14 protein-coding genes are annotated in these 16,905 nt (G+C 53.9%); 11 read left to right on the plus strand and 3 right to left on the minus strand.

All coding sequences use genetic code 11. The features are described 5' to 3' along the window. Positions 1 to 368: 368 nt before the first annotated feature. From OHL23_RS00395 to OHL23_RS00405, 3 genes are all read right to left on the minus strand, one after another. Positions 369 to 3,554, minus strand: a complete 3,186-nt coding sequence (locus OHL23_RS00395; protein ID WP_263349761.1) for a sigma 54-interacting transcriptional regulator — start codon at positions 3,552 to 3,554, stop codon at positions 369 to 371. A gap of 209 nt (positions 3,555 to 3,763) precedes the next feature. Beyond that, positions 3,764 to 4,153, minus strand: coding sequence for a nuclear transport factor 2-like protein (locus tag OHL23_RS00400; RefSeq protein ID WP_263349762.1), 390 nt, complete (start codon positions 4,151 to 4,153; stop codon positions 3,764 to 3,766). A gap of 28 nt (positions 4,154 to 4,181) precedes the next feature. Further along, a complete protein-coding gene (locus OHL23_RS00405; RefSeq protein WP_263349763.1) occupies positions 4,182 to 4,937 on the minus strand; it encodes an SDR family NAD(P)-dependent oxidoreductase in 756 nt (251 codons plus the stop codon). 269 nt (positions 4,938 to 5,206) lie between these two features. Here OHL23_RS00405 and OHL23_RS00410 point away from each other — a divergent pair, with 269 nt between their 5' ends. From OHL23_RS00410 to OHL23_RS00455, 11 genes are all read left to right on the plus strand, one after another. Next, positions 5,207 to 5,521 carry an antibiotic biosynthesis monooxygenase family protein gene (locus OHL23_RS00410; RefSeq protein ID WP_263349764.1) on the plus strand — a complete coding sequence of 105 codons (315 nt, stop codon included), beginning with the start codon at positions 5,207 to 5,209 and terminating at the stop codon, positions 5,519 to 5,521. Between the two features lie 728 nt (positions 5,522 to 6,249). After that, positions 6,250 to 6,657, plus strand: a complete 408-nt coding sequence (locus tag OHL23_RS00415) for a hypothetical protein (RefSeq protein ID WP_263349765.1) — start codon at positions 6,250 to 6,252, stop codon at positions 6,655 to 6,657. Positions 6,658 to 7,222: 565 nt separating this feature from the next. Next, the gene (locus OHL23_RS00420; RefSeq protein WP_263349766.1) at positions 7,223 to 10,387 is read left to right on the plus strand and encodes an efflux RND transporter permease subunit; all 3,165 of its coding nucleotides are present in this window, start codon (positions 7,223 to 7,225) and stop codon (positions 10,385 to 10,387) included. A 142-nt stretch (positions 10,388 to 10,529) separates the two neighbouring features. Next, entirely contained in the window at positions 10,530 to 11,738 is a 1,209-nt protein-coding gene (locus OHL23_RS00425) for an efflux RND transporter periplasmic adaptor subunit (protein ID WP_263349767.1), read from the plus strand. Further along, the gene (locus OHL23_RS00430) at positions 11,735 to 13,195 is read left to right on the plus strand and encodes an efflux transporter outer membrane subunit (RefSeq protein ID WP_263349768.1); all 1,461 of its coding nucleotides are present in this window, start codon (positions 11,735 to 11,737) and stop codon (positions 13,193 to 13,195) included. Before OHL23_RS00425 ends, OHL23_RS00430 begins: the two co-directional genes overlap by 4 nt. A 394-nt stretch (positions 13,196 to 13,589) precedes the next feature. Continuing rightward, entirely contained in the window at positions 13,590 to 13,850 is a 261-nt protein-coding gene (locus OHL23_RS00435; protein WP_263349769.1) for a hypothetical protein, read from the plus strand. Next, positions 13,784 to 14,143, plus strand: coding sequence for a DUF4136 domain-containing protein (locus OHL23_RS28640; RefSeq protein WP_396127312.1), 360 nt, complete (start codon positions 13,784 to 13,786; stop codon positions 14,141 to 14,143). The genes OHL23_RS00435 and OHL23_RS28640 overlap by 67 nt, the downstream gene beginning before the upstream one ends. Next, positions 14,140 to 14,337, plus strand: coding sequence for a hypothetical protein (locus OHL23_RS00440; RefSeq protein WP_263349770.1), 198 nt, complete (start codon positions 14,140 to 14,142; stop codon positions 14,335 to 14,337). The genes OHL23_RS28640 and OHL23_RS00440 overlap by 4 nt, the downstream gene beginning before the upstream one ends. 118 nt (positions 14,338 to 14,455) lie before the next feature. Then, positions 14,456 to 15,022 (plus strand): cupin domain-containing protein, encoded by a 567-nt coding sequence (locus OHL23_RS00445; RefSeq protein WP_263349771.1) that lies wholly within the window; start codon positions 14,456 to 14,458, stop codon positions 15,020 to 15,022. A 52-nt stretch (positions 15,023 to 15,074) separates the two neighbouring features. After that, positions 15,075 to 15,476, plus strand: coding sequence for a nuclear transport factor 2 family protein (locus OHL23_RS00450; protein ID WP_263349772.1), 402 nt, complete (start codon positions 15,075 to 15,077; stop codon positions 15,474 to 15,476). A 43-nt stretch (positions 15,477 to 15,519) separates the two neighbouring features. Beyond that, a complete protein-coding gene (locus OHL23_RS00455) occupies positions 15,520 to 16,569 on the plus strand; it encodes an alkene reductase (protein ID WP_263349773.1) in 1,050 nt (349 codons plus the stop codon). Positions 16,570 to 16,905 lie beyond the last annotated feature (336 nt).

Below are 16,905 nucleotides of genomic sequence, written 5' to 3' on the forward strand. Positions count from 1 at the left end.
GGTTACCTCTTGCAGATCAAGAACGGTTCCCCTTGTTCGGCGGTTCATCTGCGCGCTTAAATCCTCGATATCTCTGGCCTGAATCCGGCCGCTCAGTTTGAGAACGGTACGCGCTCCGTCGGATATTTTCAATATTCGCAAAGTCATCGTGCTCTAGATAAGCACGCGACGGACCAGATGTAAGCTGATGGATATAGATAACTTAGCGAGATGGCTAAGTTCTGATTTTCGGCAATTTCTGATTTTCGGCAGAATCTCGCTGCCGTTTGAAAGTCTCACCCATAATTGGGCTTCATTGGGGAATCGCCGCCATGCACAGCTTCTTTGCAACGTCCTGCTGCGTCAGAGCAATTGGAAATTCAGATTGATCACTTAGATTTGAAGCGGCTTTTGTTGATTCCCAGTAAATCGATTCTCGAGTCAAGAGTTTGACGAGGAATTCCGAGCCTGGCAGCTGCTCCAGATAGACCGGCGATCCGCCCGCCCGTCTCAGCTAGGGCTGCTTCAATTATTTCTCTTTCTCGATCAGGATCCACTCGTCTCAGCGCTTTTTCGGTCGTATCCGACGATGGCGATTCAAAGGGATGCTTTGGTTCCAGCCAGCGCTGATCCACGCAGAAAGTATCGCCGTCGCTCAAAACAACGGCTCGTTCGACCACATTCTGCAACTCACGAATATTCCCCGGCCACGCGTAGGCCTGAAATTGCTCTAGAGTCTTCTTCTTTATATTTCTTATCCTTCTACCCACTTTCTTCGCATAGCGCTCAACCAGATACTCTACTAATACTGGAATGTCATCGATCCGTTCCCGAAGCGGCGGAATCTCAATTGGAAAGACATTTAGTCTGTAGAAGAGATCTTGCCTGAAGCTTCCCGAACCGACAGCAGCGTCCAGGTCGCGGTTAGTCGCTGCCAAGACCCGCACGTCCACTGAAATCGGCCGGGTTCCTCCTACGCGTTCGAATTCTCGTTCTTGGAGCACGCGCAAGAGAGTTATCTGAGTCTCGGCCGGAAGTTCTCCCACCTCGTCCAGGAAGATCGTTCCCTCATGCGCAAGTTCAAATCTTCCCAAACGTCGCTGTGTTGCACCGGTGAATGCACCCTTCTCGTGCCCAAAGAGTTCGGACGCGATCAAGGATTGTGGAATCGCAGCACAATTCACTCGGACAAATGCACGGGTTGAACGGTTCGATCGATTGTGGATAGCCCGCGCGATTAATTCCTTTCCTGTTCCAGTCTCACCAAGAATTAGAACCGTGGAATCGGTGGGCGCTACCTTCGCCACTTGCGATAAGACGCGTCGGAGTGCCGATGAGGAGCCGACGATCTCCTCGAACATGGATGCCTGATCAACTTCTTCGCGTAACGCAATGTTCTCGTCCCGAAGTCGCTGCTCAGCCCGCTTGCGATCGTCAATGTCGGTCGCTGCGGAATACCAACGTGTTAGACGTCCCTGTTCATCTCGTACCGGGTTTCGACGCCTAAGAAACCAGCGATATTTCCCGTCTTTTCCCCGAAGACGTACTTCGAATTCGTGCGGGAGTCCTCTCAACAATTTATCTTGAGTTTCGCGAGTCACGCGCTCCCAATCATCCGGATGGACATACTCGCGACGATCGGTGTTCCGCCACTCTTCAAGAGTGAACCCGAGATAATCGAGCGCAATTTGATTGGCATACAGACGAGTGCGATCGCGATCAGGAGCCAATACAGCGACGTACTGAGGTGCAAAATCCAAGATCTGTCGAAGGTCCGCTTCGCTTCGCCGGATATTGTCTTCCGCCTGCTTTCGATCTTCAACGTCCGTCATTAAGGTGTACCAGCGCATAATGCGGCCATCCGCGTCACGTTGTGGCAGGCGGCGCAGCAAAAACCAGCGATAGACACCATCAGCCCGGCGAAGACGGAGCTCAACATCAGTTGGTTGGCCCGTTTCGATCGAGGTTCTCAACGTGGCAATCACGTTAGGAAGATCGTCGGTGTAAACGGCATCGGAAACAGCCCAGTTCTTCAATTCGTCAAGGGGCTTACCAAGATATTCCAATGTCTGATTATTGACGAATTCAATTTCGCCGCTCATCGTCAAAGTAGAAACAAGGCCAGGAATACTGTTAACGATCTGACGAAAGTTTTGTTCACTGGTTCGGAGCCTGTCCTCAGCGCGTTTGCGGTCCTCAATATCGGTGAGGGTGCCGTACCATCGAACGACGTTTCCCTGGTCATCCATCAACGGCTCGGCACGGTACATATGCCGGCGATATTCTCCGTCAAACCTCCGAATGAGACGTTCGCCTTCGCGGGGCTTCTTTGAAGCTATGATGTCACGCCAATCATCTACGGCGTCTTGCGCATCATCAGGATGAATCGCAGTTCTCCAGCCCCATCCCCTCGCCTCCTCATCGGAGAGGCCGGTGTAGTCCAGCCAGCGCTGATTGTGGAACTCAGCAAAACCATCCGGCAGGGCGCACCAAGCCATCACCGGGATTGTGTCGATAATTGTTCTAAGGCGTATTTCTGAATTAGTGATCTCAGTTAATGCGCTCTCCAATGCCGCTTTCGCCCGATGCTGGTCGGTGACATCTATTGTGGTGCCAACGAACTGCACCACATCACCCTCTGAATTGACTGCTGGATGAGCCACGATTCGAATATTCTTTTTCGACCCGTCAGGAAAGAGTAGACGGGACTCGTATTCGATGTTGGTTTTCTCTCGCGTCGATTTTTCCGCCGCGGCCATCAAGCCAGCCCAGTCCTCGGTCGACTGGAGGGACCGGTCTTCTTCAAAAAGGGGAGGCCCCTGCGATGGATCACGTCTGTGGATCCGATACATCTCTGCCGACCAATAGGAGGGGCCCGGTCGATGAACATCCCATACGAAGCTACCCGAGTGGCTTAATCTCTCTGCCTCACTCAGATAAGCCTCGGTGCGCCGCAACTGCTCTTCTTTCAGGTGTCGCTCAATTGCTATACCTGTGATGTCGCTGGCATTCTCGATCAGTTGCAGATCGGCGGCACTGGGGTTACGTGGCTCACGACTATGGATAGAAAAAGCGCCAAGGGGTCTGCCTTCACGAGTGAACAAGGGGAGCGACCAGGCGGAGCGAATTCCATAAGGCAACACGCGTTCGCGATAGTTTTCCCAGATGGGATCGGTCAGGATGTCGGTTACATACACCGGCTCCCTGCGGTAGACAGCTGTGCCGCAGGACGCACCCTTCGCGCAAACTTCCGCGCGCCCTATTTGAGCGACAAATCCAGGAAGGCTTGGCGCCGCTGCGCAATGAAGATACTTTCCGTCTTCATCGAGAAGCCAGATTGTGCAGAATAAGCCATCGCCTTGAGATTCAACCAACCGAGCAATGATCGTCAGCACTTCAGGTAGTGGAGACCCAGCAAAAATCAACTTTAGAATGTTGAGTACCGACTCGGTTGAGAACAAGCCCGATTCGTTCTTCGAACGTTCAACTCCAGATTCGACATGCGGGAGAGATTTCGGATCTTCGAAGTGGTTTTTGTCAATTCCAGCAGATTCTGCGCTATCGGGTTTGGTCATCGCAAATCCAATCTGCTGTGTCGCCGCTCCATTAAAATGCGTCCCAGACTGGTAGTTCTTCTAATCACTCGTTGGAAACGGGCGGCCAACACTGCGGGAGGAGATTTTGTCAGGCTAATCGCCGTAGAGTGCAACTTGCAAGTGAACATTATTGGCAACAGCAAGCACCCGACAACGTCCAGCCCTTCAAAATGCCAAATTCGAAGCGGTCATCCAGCCTCTGGCTCTGCATCCGTTTCTTCATTTCTCAGGGGATCGAGAAATGTGTAAAGCGCCTCAATCTTGCCGCCTTTCGAGACAATCACGTCGAGGCCTGTGACGGCCGGCTTTTTCCCGGCGGGACCAAAACCCCATGCCAGCCTTCCTATTCCGTTATGGGAATCTGGTGCACCCAGCTCGCTGAAAATGAAATCCGGAAACTTGAGCAATAGGTGTTCGATAGCATCATCGATGGCTTCGGTTCCAATGTGCAGACCTTCAGGATCGAGGAAGACACCGTCAGGCTCCCATATTTTCGAAATGGCCGCGCGCCGCTTCTCTGCGTCGCGCTCGCCGAATGCTTCCAGGTTCGTTCTCAAGAGATCGTCTACGCTCTGCATCACGTTCTCCGTTCCGAGCAACCGCCAATCATATCTGGGCGAGCCCGCCATCGACGAACAGCTCGATGCCGGTTACGTAGCTGCTGTCGTCAGAGGCCAAGAACAAGACGGCCTTCGCGATTTCATCCGCAGTGCCAGGACGGCCCAGAGGGATATTGCCAATCGAGCTCTCAACATACTGATCGACCTGTTCCTGCGTCAACCCAAGCGAGGTATTATAGCCCGGCGTCGGAATTATGCCTGGACTGATTGCATTCACCCGGATCTTACGATCCTTGAGATCTACGGACCAGGTACGCGCAAATGAGCGGACAGCAGCCTTGGTCGCGCTGTAGACGCTGAAGGATGGACTGCCCGTGGAGGAAACGATCGATGCATTCAATACAATCGATCCGCCGGGTTGCAGCAACGGGAGCGCCTTCTGCACTGTGAACAGTAGTCCCCGCACGTTCACATCAAATTGCTTGTCAAAATGTTCTTCGCTGATTTGCCCGAGTGGAGCAAACTCACCGGTACCGGCGTTGGCAAAGACGATGTCCAGCTTGCCTCTCTGCTCCTTTACCATTGCATACAACTTGTCTAGGTCGGCCATTTTTGAGACGTCGCTCTGGACGCCCGTCACGTTTTGCCCGATCTGGCTGACAGCGGTTTCCAGTTCGCTTTGCCGGCGTCCGGTGATAAACACATAAGCGCCTTCATCGGCGAACCGTTTTGCTGTTGCGAGCCCGATCCCGCTGCTTCCACCGGTGATCACTGCTACTTTTCCTGCGAGTTTTTGTGGCATATTCATTTCTCCTGGCCGGGTCCCGGCCACAGTGATCAGATGGCATCGCGCGATCTCAAGATTCGCACTCCGAACAACGATACGTGCACAATCTTCCGATTACGTATCCATTCCTTTGCCTAAGATACGCACCCACTCAAAGCTGCCAGGAATTGAGTCGCACACAGGCCGGTCGTGTGTTAGCGTTTCGCAAGTGAGGGCTGGAGTTCGCAACAACACACCGTTAGTATGCGCAGTGGAGATACGGCTTTCACTTAAAGGAGATTGACATGTCAGACAAGATTACGCTTATTGTTCGCTTTCAAATGGACGAGTCTGCAAAGCAGGAGTTCGTCACAAAGTTGCAGGATGTCTTCACACACATTGCGAGGGAGGAGACGTTTGTCGAGGCGTCGTTGGTCCAGGATATGCGTGATCCAGAGAGCATTCTTATCTATGAGGTATGGAATGAGAGCCCGGAGTCTTTCATGAATATCCAGATGAGCAAGGCCTATCGCGCCGAATACGAGAAGATGATCGTCGATTTAAAGATCAATCGCACTCCGGCGTGGTATTCCACTATCGCCAATTGGATGAAGGACTGAATCTGAAGAGCGAGTGATAAACGACGGGACTAGAGGGTTGCGGAACGGCACCGTCCGCGCATTGCTGTTTCGGAGTAACGTGAGGCGGCAGGGTTCGCTGGATCTTCTGCGATAGTCCTCACTCCTTCGGACTACAACAAGTAACTGGAAGCGCATTGTTGTCTGGTAAGCCTCCTACTGAATATAGAGCGGAAGTTTGGACACACCATCGTGGATGCCTGATCAATCGAATCATCAGAAAGCCCATGCAAGGCCCGTCACAGAATGGTTTAAGCACATAACAACTGAGTAAAGGACTCGCATTGTCCGCGGTAATCCAGATGATGGCAACATACAACGATTCTCGTTACGAGAACAGGACTCCATTGGATGTTGCTGGAGTGGAGAAATTGAATGCGTGACAAAACGCTGACCCGGCAGCGGACCACATGACAACGAACAGGGACAGAAGCGCGGTTTGCCCCTGACCGGATTCAGTAATACAAGCTCAAATGCTGTGCGGAGGTAGAGTCCGCACTTGTTTGTCAGCGCCCAGAAAATCACTATTCTACAGAGAGTTTGTGAAGTTAACATTTGTAGTATTATTCATTGCTCTGACAGTCTCGTGCGGTGCGGTCGCGCTGGCGCAACAGAAGGAAATGGACTGGGGATCTGCGGGAGGCGGTTACCTCTCCCAACTCACGGAGGGTACCACCGGCGCTTGGACAAGTACGCACGGCTGGTAGGTGTTGCCCACCTTCAACATCAACAAACAAGTTGGCGTATTTGCCGACTTTGCGAACCTTTACGGCAAGGACGAAAATGTTCACGTAGAGTTCTACGGCGTCTTTCACGGATTCGGCAACAAAACGAGGTTGACGCCCTTCGTGTTTACTGGCCCTGGTTCCATCCGGGCCTCCAGCGCCGGAACCATAAGCCATTCGTTGGGGTGGTGCGTGGGCGGTGGCTTGACGATCCCGTTAACGCGACGGCTATCCTTTGAGGCCATACCGGTCGAGTATGTCATCGATACTGCCAACGGAGATGTTGGGAACAACATAGTCGCCAGAGCTGGATTCGCAATCACGTTTCCGAAACGACGAAACTCAGACAAACAGTTCCGTCCATCGATGCACTCATCGGATCAGAACCGGTAGCGGAGAAGCGTGCGTCCAGCCCGCTTGACATGCGGCGCTTAGCAGGGAAACGCTAGCGCAATTCTTCGCGCCTCATCGCGGACTTCGATGCCCACCTGCCCGACTGCCCCACTAGGCGACAGCGATAAAAGCCGCCCAGGTAGGAGAAAAGCCAATTGGTACAACCTGCCTGGTTATATGGACGTCGCCACCAGCACTGGCACTTCCTGTCTTGGGGATGTGGCCGGCGATGCGGTTCACACGCAAGTGAGTCATGGGCTTCGGACCAGCCAGCCTCTCTTGGTTTGACGAAGACACTTAGCGAAGGGATCGATCCAATAACAAAATTCTAGACACGCATTAGTCGTCTGCTCCCTGTAGAACAAGAAGGGTCGGACATACCGACCCATTGAAGTTGGCGCATGGCCTCTAACGGAAACAAGAAATGTGGCTCGTTGCTTATACGACATTGCTCGCAACCACAAAATGCATTTGGCCCCTTCTCAACAGGTCGGAATTGATTCTTGTACTTACAGTCTTTCCGATGACTTAGGCAGTAGGCCGCAGCAGAAAGGTATTGTGAACCGTGTGGATTATTAAACTGGCTCTGAATCGGCCGTACACTTTCATCATTCTGGCGTTGCTCATTCTGATCGTGAGCCCTCTTATGATCCTGCGCACGCCAACCGATATCTTCCCTAACATCAACATTCCGGTCGTCGCGGTTGCCTGGCAGTACACGGGTTTGAATCCTGAAGAGGTGGAAGGGCGGCTCACGACTCCATTCGAGAAGAACCTCACCGTCCTGGTCGACAACATCGAGCACATTGAGTCAACGACCTATAACGGCCAATCGGTCGTCAAGATTTTCCTGCAGCCGGATGCTAGCCTCGATACTGCCAATGCGCAGGTTACCGCGCTCTCGCAATTTGAATTGCGCCAACTCCCCCCGGGTACGCTTCCACCAGAAATTATCAACTACAGCGCGGGCAGCGTACCCATTCTTCAATTGGGCATCTCCGGCAAGGGACTGAACGAGCAACAATTGGCTGATCTGAGCACTAACGCCGTGCGCCCCCCGCTGGCGACTGTGCCGGGAGCCGTGCTGCCGTCTCCCTATGGAGGCCAGAGCCCGCAAATCACCGTCAGCATGGACCAGAACCGGATGCAGTCGAAAGGCGTTTCGCCAGGCGACCTGTTGACGGCCATGAACGATCAAAACGTGGTCGCGCCAGCCGGAACGGCGAAAATAGGCTCTGAGGAATATGACGTCCGCACTAACGCGGCTCCTCATACTATTGACGAGCTCGGCATGATGCCGATCAAGAAGGTCAACGGCGCGCTGGTCTATATCCGCGACGTTGCCACCGTCAGCAATGGTGCGGCATTTCAGACCAACATCGTACGGCAGGACGGTCACAGGGGTGTGCTGATCAGCGTACTCAAAGCCGGGAATGCCTCGACATTGAATATTGTGAAGGGAATACGGGCTTTGCTTCCCCGCGTGGCCCAGGTTGTTCCCCCAAACCTCAAGATCACGCCGTTAAGCGACCAGAGCGTATTTGTCCACGCGGCTGTCTCCGGCGTAATTCGAGAATGCGTTATAGCTGCCGCCCTTACCGCCCTCATGATCCTCTTGTTTCTGGGCAGTTGGCGGTCTACGCTCATCATCGCTATTTCGATTCCGCTCTCCATTCTCAGCTCGGTGATCGTCCTTGGTCTGCTCGGACAGACAATCAACACGATGACCCTCGGCGGCCTCGCTCTGGCGATCGGTATCCTGGTCGACAACGCAACCGTGACGATCGAGAACATTGAGAGATTTCTGGAAGAAGGCCATGGGCTGCGCGAAGCGATCCTGGATGGCGCCGCTCAGATTGCCGTGCCGACGCTTGTCTCCACCCTCTGCATCTGCATCGTTTTCTTTCCCATGTTCTTCCTTCAGGGCGTCTCCCGCTTTCTTTTTGCGCCGTTAGCTGAATCCGTAATGTTCGCTGTAATCGCCTCTTATTTTCTGTCGCTAACACTCGTGCCGACGCTCGCCATGTACCTGCTAAAGGCTAAGCAGAGTGGAACGAGTCGAAATCCCCTTGTTCGATTCCAGCGCGGTTTTGAAACTCTGTTTGACCGCTTGCGCACTGCGTATCAGCTCCTGCTGACGAAGCTCGTCTCGTTTCGCAATGTCTTTATTCCAGCTTTCCTCTGCGGTTGCCTCTGTGCTTTCCTGTTGCTACCGTTTCTCGGGCAAGATTTCTTCCCCAACTCAGACTCCGGCGAATTCATCCTGCACGTCCGTGCAAGAACAGGAACTCGAATCGAAGAGACCGCGCGTTTGGCTGACCAGGTCGAAGCATCGATTCGCAGCCAGATTCCGGGTAAGGAACTCAATAACATCCTCGACAATCTCGGCCTGCCCTACAGTCCGTATAACACGATGCATTCAACTTCAGGTCTTGTCGGAGCGGAAGATGGCGACATCATAGTCAGTCTGAATGAGGGGCATCGTCCAACGGCGGACTATCTGCGAAAGTTGCGTAGTGAGCTTCCTCGGGAGTTTCCGGGGACGCACTTTTATTTCTTACCCGCGGATATCACGACGCAGACGCTGAACTTCGGCCTGCCGGCTCCCATCGATATTCAATTCCAGAGCGACAACGTCGAGGCAAGCACTCAGCAAGCGACTTCAATGCTTGAGGAACTGCGACAAGTGCCGGGCCTGGCTGATGTTCGCATTCAGCAGCCAATGGACTATCCCACACTTGATGTAAACATGGATCGGACCAAGGCAGAGCAGGGTGGATATACGGCCCGCGATGTATCGCAGAGCATGCTGAATACTCTGAGCGGCAGCTTTCAGATCACGCCGATGTTCTTCCTTAACTACAAAAACGGCGTAACCTACAATCTCGTCGCGCAGACTCCGCAGTATCACATGGAATCCCTTCAGGATATTCAGAATATCCCCATCAATTCGTCCATAGCAGCGCCTCGCGCAACCCCGGAAGTGCTCGGAGATCTGGCATCGATTCAACGCGGCCACGAGATGGCCATCGTGTCTCACTACAACATCCGTCGCGTAATCGACATTTATGGCGCGGTGCAGGACCGTGATCTGGGCGCCGTTGCTAATGATGTGGAAGCCATCGTTCATCGGCACGAGAAGACTCTGCCGCGCGGCATGTTCGTTTCCTTGACCGGCCAGGTACAGACAATGCGAACGTCCTACACATGGCTGTTGGGCGGTCTGATATTCGCCATCGTCCTCGTTTACATGCTCATTGTGGTGAACTTCCAATCATGGTTGGATCCCTTCATCATCATTACCGCACTTCCGGCGGCACTGGCCGGCATCGTCATCTTTCTCTTCCTTACGCACACGACGCTTAGCGTTCCAGCGCTGATGGGCGCGATCATGTGCATGGGCGTGGCCACGGCAAACAGCATTCTAGTCGTGTCGTTCGCCAAGTCACGGTTTGCAGAGCATAGGGACGCGATCCTCGCAGCCATCGAATCCGGCACAGCTCGTTTTCGCCCAGTATGCATGACTGCACTCGCCATGATCATCGGCATGATCCCGATGGCCATGGGGATTGGCGATGGTGGGGAACAAAATGCGCCCCTCGGGCGCGCCGTGATTGGCGGCCTGCTCTGTGCAACGGTGGCCACGCTGATCTTTGTTCCGGCTGTCTTCGCCTTGCTGCACGGCGCAGCAAAGAAGCCAGCGGATTCTGTCGAACTCGAACACGCTTAACGATCACAGCACGCATAAGGGCACGGAAGACGTGCGCTTGAATCGCTGAAGGTCAAAACTGACAGCAACCAACGTGGAGTCAAAGTCGATGCAACAACAAAATGGACACGAAGATTCACTGAATCACATACAGGAGGGCTACGTGCCTGAACAAAATGACCCTCGCGGCCCCGCAACCGAGGACGCACACCCTTTCTCTGTCCATACTCAGCGGAGTCTCGGGCACGGCCCGATTATCGCCGGCGTTCTTGCTGCTCTGTTGCTAGGTGTCTTCGTCGTTACTGGCATTCGCACCCGAGTTCATGCCGAAGAGAAGTTGACGATATCGACCCACCAGGATGCGGTCCTCGCGGTCGCCGTCACAACGCCTACCCAGGGAGCGGCGGCGCAAGAGATCACACTACCCGCAAACACACAAGCCTTTATCGACACGCCGATATATGCCCGCACCACCGGATACTTGCGCAAGTGGTATGCAGACATTGGTACCCACGTCCATAGCGGTCAATTACTGGCCGAGATCGAAACACCAGAGCTTGATCAGCAAGTGCAGCAGGCGCAGTCGGATCTTGCGGCAGCACAGGCAAACCAACAGATCGCCCAGATTACAGCAGACCGCTGGACCAAACTGCTCACCAAGAGTGCGGTTTCCAAACAGGAGACCGATCAGGCCACTAGTGATCTCAGTGCCCGCCAGTCTGTGCTGTCGGCGGCTGAGGCGAATGTACGGCGATTGCAGCAACTGCAGGGGTTCGAAAAGGTATCTGCGCCATTCGACGGTGTGATCACCGCCCGCAACATCGATATCGGAGCGCTAATTCAGGCTGGAGACATCAACTCCCCAAAGTTAGAGCTATTTCATATGGCTTCGACGGACAAGTTGCGTCTCTTCGTTCCGGTTCCCGAGGTATACGCCAACGAGGTCCATAACGGCGACCACATCGCAATCACTTCGGACGCGATTCCGGGTGCGAAGTTAATCGGAACAATGGTGCGCAACTCGGATTCGATCGATATCTCAAGCCGGACCCTCAACGTCGAGGTTGATGTCGTCAATTCGGAGCACAAGCTGTTTCCGGGCCAGTATGCATTCGTCCATCTGCCGATTCCCCCCTCGAGTGCATCCATGACACTGCCGTCGAACACCCTGTTATTCCGCAAGGAGGGGTTGCGCGTTGGCGTTGTGCGTGCCAGCCGCGTGCAACTGGCTCCTGTACAAATCGGTCAGGACTATGGGGCCACGGTCGAGATTATTTCGGGCCTTGCTCCCTCAGATCATGTCATCCTGAACCCCCCTGACTCACTTGCTCAAGGAGAACATGTGATTGTCGAGAAGGGCGATGCGGAATGAGAAACGTATTCACATTGACGATTGCGGTTACGCTGCTGATTCTGTCGGGCTGCAACGTAGGGCCGAATTACAAGATGCCGGCCGCTATTGCGGCGCCAGCGTTCAAAGAGATGGCGCCCGCATCCTTCGCCGAGCAGGGCGGATGGAAGCCTGGCCAGCCTGGTGACGCCAAACTCAAGGGCGACTGGTGGACTTTGTTTCAAGATGTTCAATTGAATGAGCTCGAGGGAAAGGTTGACACCGCGAACCAGTCCCTCAAGTCGGCAGAAGCCAATTTTCGCGCGGCACGAGCGCAGATTGGCTACGCGCGTTCAAACGAGGCGCCCACTATTGGGGTTGCGCCATCAGTATCCACGGTTCGCGACTCGGCGAATCAGCCCTACTTCTCCAACAATCTCGCAAACAACGGCGGGGGAAGCTTCGCCCTACCTGTCGATCTGAATTATGAGATCGATCTGTGGGGCCGGGTGCGGCGCGGTGTGACATCGGCCCGAGAGCAGGCTCAAGCGAGCAGCGCCGATCTTGAAAGCGTCCGGCTCAGCCTGCATGCGGAGCTCGCGATGGACTACTTTGGGTTGCGATCCGCGGACGCGCAAACTAAGCTGCTCGACGATACGGTCAAGGCCTACCAGGATGCGGTGGAACTTACTCAGGATCGCTTCGAGGGAGGTGCAGCGCCTCAATCGGATCTGGCACAGGCCAAGACTCAACTCGATCAAGCGCGCGTTCAACTTACCGACACCGAAGTGCGCCGCACGCAATACGAGCACGCCATCGCTGTCCTGATCGGTAAGCCTCCTGCGGAACTAACACTGCCGCCGCTCCCTCTCAATCAGGATTCTCAGATCATGCCAGATATTCCCGGAGTAATGCCGGCTGCCTTGCTGGAGCGTCGACCCGATATCGCTGGGGATGAACGTAGAATGGCTTCTGCGAATGAACAGATCGGCATCGCCCAGGCGGCCTTCTACCCCACACTCTCGTTGAGCGGTGTCGCCGGTTTTCAGGGGACGTCAGCACTTAACTGGTTCAACTGGCCAAGCCGCTTTTGGGCTGTCGGACCAGCATTGTCTCAAACCGTTTTCGACGCTGGTCGCCGCCTCGCCACAAAGAACATCACCGTAGCTCAGTATGACGCCACGGTAGCAAATTATCGCCAGACAGTCCTGACCGCATTTCAGCAAGTGGAGGACAATCTGGCGGCGTTGCGTGTACTCGAGAATGAAGCGCAACAGCAACATGAGGCCACCGCATCCGCGGAACAATCCCTTGACCTCTTTCAGACTCGTTATGAAGGTGGCGTAGATACATATCTGCAGGTCGTTACATGGCAAACAGCCGCGCTCAACAATCAACGCAATGACATCGATATCCTTCAGCGCCGCCTGGACGCAAGCGTGCTTCTGATCAAAGCACTGGGAGGAGGATGGGATGTAACCAAACTGCCGGAGAATTGAGATTCCCAGCTTGCACTGCCCTGCAGAGCCGTCAGCCCATCACAGTCAAAGAAGACACTTAGTGAAGGGACCGATCCAACACCGAGATTTTGGACACACATTGGTCGTCTGCCCCCTGTAGAACAAGAATGTCGGACATACCGACGTCTGGGAGTTAAGTATGGTCGATAACTGCTCAGATCTCTGCGGATATGTATCGAGCATCTGTCACTACGAGATCTATCCATCAACAGTTTCGCCGCAACTCCAAGACCGTGTTGCAAGTTGTGGTTCGCATACTGCGTGCATTCCACGAATGACGAAAGGCTGTACCTGTCATGGCCTGTTTAAGGTTATGGCGATTCTGCCAGACACACCCGACATCACACAACTCGAACCAGACAAGGAGACATTTATGAGCACACAACGCAGGATTCTCTCTCTGATGGTGATCGCACTTATTTGCGCGACCGCATCTTTCGCGCAGGAGATCAAGACCGACTACGATCGCAGCATAGATTTTAACCAGTACAAAACGTATTCCTGGGAACGCGTGCAAACGCAAAACCCGCTCTGGTCGATCGAATCAAAGCGGACGTCAATTCAGCACTGGCAGCGAAAGGCTGGACTCAGGTTGAATCTGGCGGGAATGTTTCCATCATTGCGATGGGGATGACGCAGACTCACCAGACTCTCAACACCTACTACGACAGCTTCGGCGGTGGTTGGGGCTGGGGAAGAAGGTTTGGCGGATTCGGAGATAGTTTCGGAGAATCTACGACAGTCCCGGACACGTATCGAGTCGGATCACTGGTCATCGACTTGTTCGACTCGAGTACGAAGAATCTGATTTGGCGGGGAGCACTGAGTGACGCCCTATCGAACAAGTCGAACAAGAACATTAAGAGCCTAAATAAGGGCATAGTGAAGCTGTTCGAACATTTTCCGCCGAGCGCAAAGAACGGATGACCAGGAGTGCCCGCGAGGATGCGCACATCTCAACCGCAAACTCAACGACCGCAGCCTCAGCAGTCAGGGGCGATCTTGAGAACGTAAAGCACTTTGATGTACGCATGTTCAATTCGGGCAACCTCGTCATTGCAGCCATTCCGATTGACGCTCCATGGAACGCATCAGAGGAAATTTACGCATTGGCGGATTGAGCGTCGCGAGATTTCGCTTAACTCGAGACAAGTATCTTCCTGAACCAACGACGGTATTTGGCCGCTTATCCGAGATTGCTCGCAACAATGAAATGTATTTGGCGCGGAGATGAGGTGAATGATGCAGGATAAAGAACATCTGTCGCCGGCGGCGTTCTCACGCGCCACTAATGTTGATTCGACCTTCGCCTATATGGGAAGCCTGATGACCTTTTTAGCGAAAGGCTCGGAAACGAGCGGACGGTTCGCCCTTATGGTGTACCACACTAAGCCAGGGAATGAGCCTCCACCTCACGTCCATGAGCGGGAGCATGAATTGTACTTTGTGCTGGAAGGCGCAATGCGCTTCTACTGCGAGGACAAGACGCTAGACATTGGCTCTGGTGATGTCGTGTTCCTTCCCCAGGGTAAGGCCCATGCATTCACATGCATTTCTGATGTTGTGCGCACCCTGATCTTTGTACAGGCCGCTGACAACGATGCTGTGGGCCTGGACAGCTATTTCCTCGCGATGGGCCGACCGGCCGGAAGCATGGCGTTACCAGAATCCGCCATAACTTATGCAGTCGACGAACCGGAGCACGCGATTCGAGTCGGCGCTTCCACCGGCATACGTATTCTTTCACCATCGGAGGCCCAACAGGCACTTCCGCAATTTTCCGGTTTTGGCGTGCCTGTTCGCTGAACTCTTTCCACCGATCACGAATACCAAAGAGGTCCAGACAAGCGGTAATCGAATGGATGCTAGCGTAACAAATACCTTCAGTGAATCAGAAATTGAGCGCATGGAAGATCTGCGTTATACCGCGATGCTTAACAAAGATTTAGAAACGCTGAATCGTGTGCTGCATAACAAACTTCTGTACTTACACTCGAGCGGTGATAAGCATACAAAAGCATCCTATGTTGCTGGACTCACAGGTAACGAGTTTGGCTATCGGCGGATCGAGCGTTCCAACCAAACCATTACGCTGCAAGGCCCCGTGGCTTTGGTGTTCAACTTCTTGTCCATCAGCTTGAACTTGAACGGCAAGCCCATAGAACTACGTAGTCGAGCCATCGCGGTCTGGCTTCATGATAACGGTTCATGGCAACTGATTGCCGTGCAATCAAGTGCCGACCCATCATCCCTGAAGTGAATCATTCCTCGCAAACAACGGAAGTGCAAGGAGTCCGATTACTATGCCAACCCTCTTCGATCCCATTCGAGTAGGCGATCTCCAACTGCCGAACCGTATCTTAATGGCGCCTATGACACGGCTTCGTGCAAGCACAGATAACATTCCAACTCCTCTCATGGTGGAATACTATACGCAACGCGCTTCGGCGGGTCTAATCATTGCTGAAGCCACACCAGTCTCACCGGCAGCGATCGGCTATGCCCAGGTGGCGGGCATCTGGTCAGAGGCTCAGATCGCGGCCTGGAAGCTCGTCACTGCTTCCGTTCACGCCCGGGGTGGTCATATCTTTCTTCAGCTTTGGCACGTTGGGCGTATATCCGATCCTATGTTTCTGCGCGGTGAGCTTCCTGTTGCTCCTTCCGCTATTGCTGCCGCTGGCCACGTCTCACTCGTGCGACCAAAAAGGGCTTTCGTGACGCCTCGTGCTCTGGAGACGCGCGAGGTCTACGAGGTAGTCGAGCAGTTCCGGGCGGCAGCTCAGAATGCTCAACGAGCCGGCTTCGATGGTGTTGAGATTCACGGAGCCACCGGGTATCTCCTCGACCAGTTTCTTCAGTCCGGCACGAATCATCGCTCTGACGAGTTCGGTGGGCCAATCGAGAACCGAGCCCGTCTCCTGCTCGATGTGGCTGATGCCTGCGTCTCGGTGTGGGGAGCTGGCCGCGTCGGTATGCGTATCTCTCCCCGCGGCGACAGGCATGATGTGTCCGATGTAAACCCTGCGGAAACCTTCAGCTATGTGGCGCGTAAGGCTGGTCTTCGGCAACTAGCCTATCTTCACTCTCGCGAGTACCATGCAGACGGATGGCTTGGGCCGAAGCTCAAGCGTGAGTTCGGCGGCGTTTACATCGCCAATGAGAACTTCACTCTTGAGACCGCAAGTGAAAGCCTCGCGAAGGGCGAGGCAGATGCAGTGTCGTTTGCAAGGTTCTTCATAGCCAACCCCGATCTTCCACGCCGGTTTGCAGAAGGTGTCCCTCTAAATCAACCTGATCCGACAACCTTCTACGCTCATGGACCCAAGGGCTACGTCGATCCGCTCAGCTCATAACAGCAGCAGGTCACCAGGCGTCTGACGGAGATTCACAAGTACACGCCTTTCAGCTGCTTTGTTAACGCAATTTAATGCAATAGTAAGCCGGAACCAGCGCAGTTGTTCACGAGCGACAGTTTTATTTTCACGAAAGGCAAGTGATTGCTCGTCCCCCCTGCAGAAACCGTCACTGCTGCGACTGCACTGCAGTTACAACCTCCATCTATGTGCCGTCGCCCAGTGTTGGAACTCTGGGCGACGGCGTTTTCGCGTTCGGGGCCATGGCAGGTTGCTATGTCATTTCCTTCAGATACAGCTAGTAATAATTGCGATTGGTAAGTTTTCAGAGGTATT

The sequence above is a fragment of the Acidicapsa acidisoli genome, from assembly GCF_025685625.1.
GTDB classification, from domain to species: domain Bacteria; phylum Acidobacteriota; class Terriglobia; order Terriglobales; family Acidobacteriaceae; genus Acidicapsa; species Acidicapsa acidisoli.

What these genes read in the sequence shown, in the direction of transcription:
- OHL23_RS00395 (WP_263349761.1), bottom strand. Translation starts at nt 3,554, where the DNA reads ATGACCAAACCCGATAGCGCAGAATCTGCTGGAATTGACAAAAACCAC.
- OHL23_RS00400 (WP_263349762.1), bottom strand. Translation starts at nt 4,153, where the DNA reads ATGCAGAGCGTAGACGATCTCTTGAGAACGAACCTGGAAGCATTCGGC.
- OHL23_RS00405 (WP_263349763.1), bottom strand. Translation starts at nt 4,937, where the DNA reads ATGCCACAAAAACTCGCAGGAAAAGTAGCAGTGATCACCGGTGGAAGC.
- OHL23_RS00410 (WP_263349764.1), top strand. Translation starts at nt 5,207, where the DNA reads ATGTCAGACAAGATTACGCTTATTGTTCGCTTTCAAATGGACGAGTCT.
- OHL23_RS00430 (WP_263349768.1), top strand. Translation starts at nt 11,735, where the DNA reads ATGAGAAACGTATTCACATTGACGATTGCGGTTACGCTGCTGATTCTG.
- OHL23_RS00435 (WP_263349769.1), top strand. Translation starts at nt 13,590, where the DNA reads ATGAGCACACAACGCAGGATTCTCTCTCTGATGGTGATCGCACTTATT.
- OHL23_RS00440 (WP_263349770.1), top strand. Translation starts at nt 14,140, where the DNA reads ATGACCAGGAGTGCCCGCGAGGATGCGCACATCTCAACCGCAAACTCA.
- OHL23_RS00445 (WP_263349771.1), top strand. Translation starts at nt 14,456, where the DNA reads ATGATGCAGGATAAAGAACATCTGTCGCCGGCGGCGTTCTCACGCGCC.
- OHL23_RS00450 (WP_263349772.1), top strand. Translation starts at nt 15,075, where the DNA reads ATGGATGCTAGCGTAACAAATACCTTCAGTGAATCAGAAATTGAGCGC.
- OHL23_RS00455 (WP_263349773.1), top strand. Translation starts at nt 15,520, where the DNA reads ATGCCAACCCTCTTCGATCCCATTCGAGTAGGCGATCTCCAACTGCCG.